General features: G+C 54.5%; 6 protein-coding genes. 4 read left to right on the forward strand and 2 right to left on the reverse strand.

The genetic code is table 11. The features are described 5' to 3' along the window. Positions 1 to 130 precede the first annotated feature (130 nt). The gene (locus BP727_RS09820; protein ID WP_286858596.1) at positions 131 to 2806 is read left to right on the forward strand and encodes a DNA-directed DNA polymerase; all 2676 of its coding nucleotides are present in this window, start codon (positions 131 to 133) and stop codon (positions 2804 to 2806) included. A 13-nt stretch (positions 2807 to 2819) separates the two neighbouring features. On the opposite strand, the gene BP727_RS09825 is transcribed toward BP727_RS09820, so the two are convergent. After that, entirely contained in the window at positions 2820 to 3467 is a 648-nt protein-coding gene (locus tag BP727_RS09825) for a MarC family protein (RefSeq protein WP_286858598.1), read from the reverse strand. A gap of 72 nt (positions 3468 to 3539) precedes the next feature. Then, on the reverse strand, positions 3540 to 4610 hold the full coding sequence (locus tag BP727_RS09830) for a TIGR00341 family protein (protein WP_013719608.1): 1071 nt from the start codon (positions 4608 to 4610) through the stop codon (positions 3540 to 3542). Between the two features lie 146 nt (positions 4611 to 4756). On the opposite strand from BP727_RS09830, the gene BP727_RS09835 reads away from it, so the two are divergent. The 3 genes from BP727_RS09835 (at position 4757) to BP727_RS09845 (ending at position 9208) form a co-directional block, all read left to right on the forward strand. Beyond that, positions 4757 to 6640 (forward strand): right-handed parallel beta-helix repeat-containing protein, encoded by a 1884-nt coding sequence (locus BP727_RS09835; protein WP_286858607.1) that lies wholly within the window; start codon positions 4757 to 4759, stop codon positions 6638 to 6640. A gap of 154 nt (positions 6641 to 6794) precedes the next feature. Next, positions 6795 to 7373, forward strand: a complete 579-nt coding sequence (locus BP727_RS09840; RefSeq protein ID WP_286858601.1) for a LemA family protein — start codon at positions 6795 to 6797, stop codon at positions 7371 to 7373. Next, the gene (locus BP727_RS09845; RefSeq protein ID WP_286858603.1) at positions 7364 to 9208 is read left to right on the forward strand and encodes a DUF2207 family protein; all 1845 of its coding nucleotides are present in this window, start codon (positions 7364 to 7366) and stop codon (positions 9206 to 9208) included. Before BP727_RS09840 ends, BP727_RS09845 begins: the two co-directional genes overlap by 10 nt. Positions 9209 to 9300 lie beyond the last annotated feature (92 nt).

A 9300-nucleotide genomic window follows, 5' to 3' on the forward strand; every position in this document is an offset into this window, starting at 1 on the left:
ATGAAAGCAGGGATCGATCCCTTTTTTTGTCTCCAGACTCCTGCAAATACTGGGAAATATGGGCATTTTTCCGCCTCTTTTGCCCCTGGCCATGAGTAGTTATATAAACAAAAGTTTCCATTTATAAGCGATGATCTTCCAGATCCTGGACGCTAACTACGCATATGATTCAGGGCGAAAGCCCTTGGTGCAGCTATTTGGCACCACTCCAGAGGGGCAGAGCGTCACAGTCAAGGCAGCAGGATTCAGGCCCTATTTTTATGCCAGCGCAATAGAAGGCTGTCTGGAAAGTGCGGCGGACGACCTGAAGGCCATGGGTCTGGAGGTGGAAGTGCTGGAGCGCTTCGAGCCCATAGGCTATCAGAAGAAGCCCAAAAGGATGCTCCAGATCACCACTAACGATCCCAAAGAGGTAAGAAACCTGAGGGAGAGGGTACGCTCCCTTCCCGGCATTCGGGCGGTCTACGAGACGGATATCCTCTTCAAGAACAGATTTCTGATCGACAAATCGCTGGGAGGAATGGGATGGGTCGAGGCTCCAATACCGGAATGGACCTTGAGCCAGAATGCCGGATCAGTGCAATCGGGAAGAGACTTGCCTCCGGTGGATGCTGCCTCCATCCGTCCGGTGCAGCATGAGGCCAATGCACCCTTGCGTTTCATGAGCTTTGATATCGAGTGCCTTCCTGATCATGGTGCCATGCCCAAGGCAGAGAAATCCCCGGTGATCCTGATCAGCATGGCCTTCGAGCCGGAGTATCAGGGCAACAAAGACCTGGTACTAGTAGGAAAGGAGATCGACTGCCCCCGTCCGGACACCAGAGCCTGCAGGAACGAGTATGAGCTTCTAAATCAGTTTGCAGCCATAATCAGGGACTACAATCCCGATATCATCGCTGGCTACAACTCCAATGAGTTCGATTTTCCTTATCTTCAGGAGAGGGCAAAGCAGCAGCAGCTCGATTTCAGGGTAGGAAGGGATGGCAGCTCCTGGTACATAAAAAAGATAGTGAACCGAAGCGATGTCTCCGTCACCGGCCGGGTGGTGGTCGATCTATTGCCCATCATACGCTCCTCGTTCAGCCTGAAGCAGTATACCCTGAGGAATGTTGCTGCGGAGCTTCTTTCGATGGAGAAGTACGATGTGAATCCCCAGGAGATCGAGGAGCTCTGGGCAGAAGAGAGCAATGGAGAAGGTCTGAAGCGGTTTATCAGCTACTCCCGCCGAGACTCTGTCCTCGCCCTTCGTCTGCTATTGGACCTTCGGCTGATGGACAAGTACATCGCCCTCTCCCGGGCCAGCGGCTCGTTATTGCAGGACATAGTCAACGGCGGACAGTCGGGGATGGTTGAGAACCTGCTCTTGCGCCGCTTCCGGGAGATATCCCGGGTGGTGCCCCCCAAGCCAGATTCTGGTCTCTCGGACGAGCGATATGTGGAGAACGAAGAGCTGAAAGGAGGAGCAGTGCTGGTGCCTGAGAAGGGGCTGGTGGAGGATGTGGTCATTTTAGACTACAAGTCGCTATATCCCACCATCATGATGGCTCATAACCTCTGTTACTCGACGGTGGTGCTGGCTGACTCTCCCGACCAAAATGATATTATAACCTCACCCTCCGGAGGAAGGTTCGTCTCCCCGAATGTTTCACCGGGGGTAATGCCCCAGGTCTTAAAAGAATTGCTCGATCAGAGGACGGAGACCAAGAGGTTGATGAAGAAGGCCAGCGAAGAGGAGAGGCGATTTTTAGATGCCAAGCAGTATGCACTGAAGATCCTGTTGAACAGCTTCTATGGCTACTCGGGTTACGCCCGGGCGAGGCTGTACAGCCTGGCTTTGGCCAATGCGGTCACCTCCTTTGGCCGGGAGAACATTATCCGGACGAAGAAGATCATAGACGATATAGGATCGGTCTATGTGATCGAAGGCCGGGCAGTCTTCAAGGACGAACTGAGGCTAGGAGCCCCGACAGGAAAGGGATTCGACCTCAATGTGGTCTATGGGGATACTGACAGCGTCTTCGTCCGTCTCAGTCCCCATAATGAGCCGGTCTCACTGGAGGATGCGGGCCTGATCGGAAAGAAGATCGCCGAGACGGTCACATCCAGCCTTCCCCAGCCAATGGAACTTGTCTTCGAGGCCTTCGCCCGAAGGGGCATATTCCTGGCCAAGAAGCGGTATGCCCTCTGGATCTTCGAGCAGATGGGGGAGGAATGGAAAGATAGGATCAAAGTCCGGGGCATGGAGACCGTGAGGCGGGACTGGTGCGGCCTGACCTCCGGGACTCTGAAGACATGCCTGGAGCTGGTGCTCAAGGAGGGGAAGGTGGACGAGGCGGTAGAGCATGTCAGATCGGTGGTGGTCCGGCTGCAGAACCTGGACCTATCCCAGGATCCGGGAATACTGGAGGAGCTGACCCTCACCAGGAGGTACACCAAGAGCACGGGTTCGTACAAGAACAAGCAGCCTCACATCCAGCTGGTGGAGAAGATGAGAGAGAGAGGGGGAAAGGTGCCCACTGTCGGAGACAGGGTGCCCTTTGTGATCATCCGGGGCAAGGGCGGCAAAAAGAACAAGACCCTTTTCGTGGACCGGGCGGAGGACCCGGAATTTGTGCTGGAGAACAATATCTCTCTGGATACGGAGTACTATGTGAACAAGCAGATCCTGCCGCCGGTGATGCGCATATTCGAGAGCTTCGGGGTGAACAAGGACCGGCTCTGCTCTAGCCGGGCGCAGAGCAGCCTGTTCAGCTTTGCCGGCGAATGCAACAAGCCACAGAAGCAGAAGTCTCTCTTCGACTTTTAGGGAGGTTTGGCCTTCAGCCGCCAGCCAACGACTGATAGATGTTCCAGGCCCCAACAGCCGCGAAGTTCACCGCCACTGCTCCCAGGATCAGGCCCATTACTCGGTTCAATACCATCACCCCGGTGATGCCCAGCACCCGATCGATGTAATCGGAGAACTTGAGGACGATCAGGGTCACAGTATAGGTCAGGGCGATTCCCAGGATGACAATCGACTTCTCTGCGATGCTTTCTGCCGATCCCATCAGGACCACCACCGTGGTGATCGCACCCGGTCCGGTGAGAAGGGGCGTGGCCAGGGGAAAGACGGAGATATCCTCCCTGCTATTGGCATCCTTCAATTCCTCTTCCGTTACCTTCTTCTGCTGGTGGACTCCTCTGAGCATGTCTATGGCCACCAGGAAGAGGAGAACTCCTCCAGCCACGGATAGGCTGTCCGTGGTGATGCCGAAGAGGCGGAGAACGAGATCGCCTGCCATGGCGAAGAGAATGGCAATGATAAAGGCGACCAATGTGGCCCTCTTATAGATACGGCTCTTTTCCAGAGGGGGCAAGCCGATGGTCAGGGTGACATAGACCATGGTGGCCTCGATGGGATTGACTATCACGAAGATGGTGCTGAAGACATATACGAAGTAGAGTAGGTAATCGCCTGCATCCATTGAATTTCCCTTTTGGCCATTTTGTTCTGCGGCCTACAGCTCATATGTGGCCCTTGCCTTAAATAGATCATCTCATCCAATCCAGCTCTCCCAAAGGTGGAGGATGGTTACGGAGAGTATGGCCAAAAGGCTGATGATAACCAGGGCAGTGAAGGCCAGATGCTGTTTTGACCATCTGTCCCCGGGCTTATCCCGGGGAGATATGCCCTGCACCAGAAAGGTGCCAACCCCTGCCAGGTTGATGCTGGCGATGTTCACCAGGAAGAGGAGGAACGCTCCATAAGCTAGAGTGGTGTATCCCGCCCCTAAGAGCAGGCCGGAGGTCACCAGCGGGGGGAGGAGGGCAACTGCCACTGCTACTCCGATCAGAGTTGCCGGGGCGCCAGAGGTGAAGGCCAGCGTTCCCGCGCAGCCTGAGACCAGGGCGAGGAGTACCTCGTCCAGGCCCACGGCCGTTCTGGACTCGATCTCAGGAATGGTGGGATCGACGGCCAAAAAATAGCCCATTGCAATGGAAAGGGCGGCGGCAATGGCCAGACCAACCACATTTGTCTTTAATGCATTCTTGGCCAGATTGATATCGCCCAGTGCGGCGGCTAAAGATAAGGCGACATTGGGGCCCAGCAAAGGGGCTATGACCATGGCACCGATTATTATTGCTACGCTGTTATTCCATAAACCAATGGCAGCAACTATAGCAGAGAGGATCACCAGAACCACATAGACACGGGTCAGCTTTGTGGCAGTGGAGATATCCTCGTAAAGCTCCTCCCTGCTCAGCCGGAAGCTCTTGTTCTCCTTATCCCCGGAGAGGTCAGCGGCGTCAGTGGATTTCACTGCCATCTCTTCCGCGGGAAGGGAGGCCTCGACGGGGATTATATTTATTCGGAAACCATCCTCGTCCGAGAACCTCTCCTGCAGGGACTTGAGCAGACTCTCGCTCTCCTCGGCAAAGACGAGGATCTTCACCAGGATTTGTTCTTCTGAGAGGCGGCTGTACATCACACCCTTTACCGGATGCTTCCAGACCCCTATGATATGCTGCATTCTAACATCTAAAGCTTCCTTTCTTTCGCTGAGCAGCTCTTCGATCTGCTCTTTCTTCCCTTCAGGAAGGGTTATCTCAATTGAACGCAGGGCCATTATTCACTCCAGCAGCCGCCTTCTTGTCCTCCTGTTTTAATAGAGGCATCTTGCTTATAAATTCTGCCATGTTGGGCCAAATAGGAAGCTAGCTTGAGGGATGGCGTTTTATACCCAAAAACCAGTTCATCGGCTGTGTGAAGGCCATGGCAGAAAAGGGATCCATTCTTTTGGCAGTATCGCTTGCGTTCATCCTGTTCACGGGCCCTGTAAATGGTGATATCACCGTCCATTCAGGCGACCGAATTCAGAAGGCGATAGATTCTGCTGCCCCAGGAGAGATCATACTGGTTTCTAGCGGCAGCTACAATGAGAGCCTGGTGGTGGACAAATCGCTCGTCCTCCGGGGGATAGATACTGGCGGGGGCCAGCCTCAGGTGCAGTCCGACGAGGGGCCGGCCATAATCCTGTTGGCGAAGGGGGTAACCATCGAGGGATTTGCGATAAAGAGCCAGAGCAGCAGGAGGGAAAGCGCTGGTATACTGATCCAATCTAATGATAATCTGATAATCGATAACCTGGTCCATGGCTGTGGGAATGCGGGTGTTGTCCTGAGCCATGCTATAAATAACACCATCCTGAGCAATCTGATAGAAGGAAACGGCAATGAGGGTATGTACCTGAAGAACTCCAGCCGAAACCGCCTGGAAGGGAATCGGATTAGGGATAACAGGTACGGCCTGAGGCTGGAGGACTCCCATACCAATGAGATAGTCGGCAATCTCTTGCAGAATAACCAGTTCGAGGCCATGTATCTCCAGGCCAGTCACTCCAATCTGATCGAAGGCAATCTTGCTGAAGATAATGAGGTGGGGCTGGTGATGGAGAAGAGCCGGAGCAACCTGGTGGCTAGGAACGATATCCAGGGAAATGAAAAGGGCATCTCCCTCACAAGTCAAGAGTCTTCTATAGCGGTCTCAACAAAGGGAAAGGGGGTTTTCATATCCTATAATGCCACCCCTTCCGGGGCAATAACCCCCTCCAATAACACCATTTATCTGAATAACCTTTCCAACGAGGCGAATGCATATGACGATGGCCGAAACCGCTGGGATGACGGCCTCATCGGCAACAATTACAGCGATTTCAATGATCCAGAGGAGGGATGCAGAGGAAGGACGATCTGCGCTACCTCCTATTCGATACCTGGCGGCCCCAGCATAGACGAGCACCCCCAGGCTTCTCCAATCCGGGAGCCCGGCCTTGTCAGCGGCAGGGGCGGCGCCTTCATGCAGCTTTCTGGCACGAGCTTCCTTCCCGGGGGCGAGATGAGGCTGAACTATACAACCCCAGCGGGTATCGATGCCTGGCTGGGCCTCCAGTCTATTGCCCTGGATGAAGAAAATCTGGCCCAGGATCTTTATCTGGGAGAGAACATTTCCGGAGACATCCTGCTGACTGCTCCTTATATGGAAGGCTCCTTCAAGCTCGTAATGCACGATTCTAATGCTACTGCCGTCATCTCCCTGCCGTTCAATGTCTCCTCCCCCCAGATCAGTGCATCGCCTTCCTCCGTCCTCACCTGCGAGAAGATCACTGTCTCCTTCCAGGGAGCGCGGGGAGGGGAGAAGGACTGGATCGGCATGTACAGGTCTGAATCATCAAATGCCCTTTCCAGCCAGAGCCTGGCGAGAAGGGAAAGTGGTGCCGTCACATTCACCGCGGAGGAGGCTGGAAGCTATGTGTTCAAGCTGTTTGCCACGGGAGAATCAACTCCACTAACATCAAGCAATGCTGTCGAGGTGAAGGCCGACTCCGGCCATAAGATGGTCGCCGAGCCATCCCAGGTGGCTGCAGGGGGGACGGTCACAGTCACCTACTGGGGCGCGGCACCGGCGAGCGTCATCGGCATGTATGGCCTTACCAGCCCTGACAAATTCGACTCAGGAAAGCGTTCCACCGGAGGCAAGAGCTGCGGCAGCATGGTCTGGCAGCTTCCGTCCACGCCCGGGCAGTACGACTTCCGCCTTTTCGGAGATGATGTTAACCGACCGATCCTGGCCTACAGCAATGTGGTGACTGTGGGATAAGGCAGATCATGCAGGAGTCCTGCAGGCAGGACTCCATCCTGCCTAAATCCACATTTCTTCGAGCGAATCCGGGGCGGGGAGCTCCTGTCTCATGCAATGAAGCTAGTTATTTATGCAAATAAGATGCATAATTCAATTGATGATCGACTCCCTCATGCTTCTGATTATCCTGGCAGTTTTACTCCTGGTGGCAGGCTACTTTGTGATGACTTATAACCGCCTGCAGAGCCTGAGAAATGGCGCTGATGCCACCCTCTCTCAGATTAAAGTGGCCATGAAAAAGAGGCTGGACACCATCGAGCAGCTTGTGGACTCCATAGAGAGCTATGCCCATTTCGAGAGACAGATCCTGGAGAAGATCACGGGGATGAGATCGGGGCTACAAGAAGCGGGGGCGCAAGAATTGGGAAGGGTGGAGAAGGAGAGCCGCGGGGTTTTGGGCAACATCCGCCTGGTGGCAGAGAGCTATCCCGATCTGAAGACCTCCCAGGCAACGATAAACTCCATGAATGCCATCCGGGAGCTGGAAGATGAGATAGCCAGACACAGGTACACCTACAATAACATCGTGCAGGAGTTCAATACCATGCGCGATACGTTCCCCTCCCGCTGGATAGCTGCCTCCATGCCCAGGCTCGACTACCTCAGCTTCGAGGAGGATGAGCTGCGCCGGGCGGGATATTATACCGGAGAGGAGACAGAACCATCACGGCCAAAGGTGGAGTGGAAATAATAAAATTTGGGATGAATGAGGAGAGGCAGGCGGCTATATTAATTGGCATTGTGGCCCTGATCGGCCTTGCAGGGCTCTATCTGACCGGAGGCATTCCATTTCTGGAGGAGCCCTTCCCGGCAGGCCTCTTTTTGGGGGATGTGTATGTTGACAGCTACCGGGCAGATCTGTACCTCAACGGCACTCTGGCTGAGAGGTTCGACTATCAGGTGAAAAGCTCGGGGAAGTACCGGATGCTCTACCGCAATTGGAAAATGCCCCTCTCCAGCCAGAGCCTGGACACCCCTTATATAGAGCCCCTGAGGATCCTCCCCACCTCGGGGGCAGTGCCCTATGTAAGGGATCATAATGGCACAGTTCAGATATTATCGGCCTCAGGCAATCGCTACAATAGCGAGATCGCCTCCCTGGCCCTGGTGAATGAGGCGGGAGGCTACTATCCCCAGAGGTTCTCTACCGGGCAATATCAGATGGAGTATCTCTTCCGCATTCATCCCTATCTGGAGTGCGACCAGGAGTTATGCCACTGGAACCTCATGCTGGCGAATGAGCATCTGCCCTACCGGCAGATTGCGATATACATTCATGACCCGGACGAATTGATAGTAGAGCTTTTCACTCATCCTCAATTGAGAACTCAAACGGAGGGAGAGATTTGGGTCATCACTGGTGGCAGCCCCAAAGATGAGCTGATAGAGGTTGAGATGCTTCTCCTGCCCCAGACAGCGAATATCATCGAGGGCTTTTCCCGAGAGGTCTCGAATGTCTATCAGAGGACCATCACCGCTCAGGAAAGTGAGGGATCAAGCCTATTGTTCGTATTGCGCTTTTTAGTGGCTGCACTGCCGTTGCTATTGATTCTCGTCTACCTGCTCATTGGCCGGGAGAAGAGATATACCGTGCCCAGAGCTCTTTCCACCCCACCCAGCAAGAGAAGGCCCTGGCAGGTGAATATGCTCTTCAAGGGGGATGCCTTCGATTTCGATCAGGACGGATTCTATGCCACGTTGCTGGATCTGCATAAGCGGGATATCATCAGGATAGATACATTATCCGGGACCGAGATAATGGTCCTCTCCCCATCTGCACCGGATCTCGATGACTATGAGAGAAGGGTGATCGAGTTTCTCCAGGATAACTCTCGAGGAGGGGCGTTCTCTGCTCCGGGCTTTGAGGCGGAGGTGAAATCCCTGGCAAAGTCCAACGATACAGTCCAGCTGGCCAGGCTGCGCAGCGCCATGGACGAGATCCTGCATTACGTTGACAAGGATGTGGTTTCCCGTCATGCGGTCGGCAGGGGCATCAGAGCCCTGGGAATCGGGATTCAGACCAGGCATCTAATCCTTCCCCTCATCTGGGGAGCTCTCTTCATCGTCCCCTTTATCATGGGTTCGGGCGTCCTGGGAGATCCGGTGGCAATCACGGCTATGATTCTGCTCTTGCAGTCAAGCCTGGCGGTATCTGCCCCCTCCACCCTCTTTGGTCGCTGGAAGGAGGACTACTATAAAGAGAAGCTGGAGTGGGATGCCTTTCGAACCTTTTTGGGCGACTATGCCATGATCCAGCGGTATTCACCCAGTGACCTGAATATGTGGAAGGAGTGGCTGATCTATGGCACTGCTCTCGGGGTGGGGGACAAGGTGGAGAAAGCATTGAAGGATTTTAACATCCCCATTCCCGAAGCGGTGGCCATCCATACCATCCATACCAGCTTCGGCCATGCCTACTCCTCCAGCTCTCCCAAGTCCAGCAGCTCCGGAGGATTCGGCGGGGGAAGCGGGGGCGGATTTGGCGGTGGCGGCGGTGGGGGAGGAGGCGGTGGTGGGGCGAGGTAGCACCTCCCTCCCCTCACCGTCTGATACTTTAGGAACTATTATGAGCATTATCTGCGCATCGAATTTCCTCTTTTGGCGGCAAATTAGGGGCA

It is taken from the genome of Methanosaeta sp. UBA356 (assembly GCF_002496465.1).
Lineage (GTDB): Archaea > Halobacteriota > Methanosarcinia > Methanotrichales > Methanotrichaceae > Methanothrix > Methanothrix soehngenii.

Excerpts from the sequence above, each read along its gene's own strand:
- BP727_RS09840 (WP_286858601.1), top strand. The coding sequence starts at position 6,795 with ATGCTTCTGATTATCCTGGCAGTTTTACTCCTGGTGGCAGGCTACTTT.
- BP727_RS09830 (WP_013719608.1), bottom strand. The coding sequence starts at position 4,610 with ATGGCCCTGCGTTCAATTGAGATAACCCTTCCTGAAGGGAAGAAAGAG.
- BP727_RS09820 (WP_286858596.1), top strand. The coding sequence starts at position 131 with ATGATCTTCCAGATCCTGGACGCTAACTACGCATATGATTCAGGGCGA.
- BP727_RS09835 (WP_286858607.1), top strand. The coding sequence starts at position 4,757 with ATGGCAGAAAAGGGATCCATTCTTTTGGCAGTATCGCTTGCGTTCATC.
- BP727_RS09825 (WP_286858598.1), bottom strand. The coding sequence starts at position 3,467 with ATGGATGCAGGCGATTACCTACTCTACTTCGTATATGTCTTCAGCACC.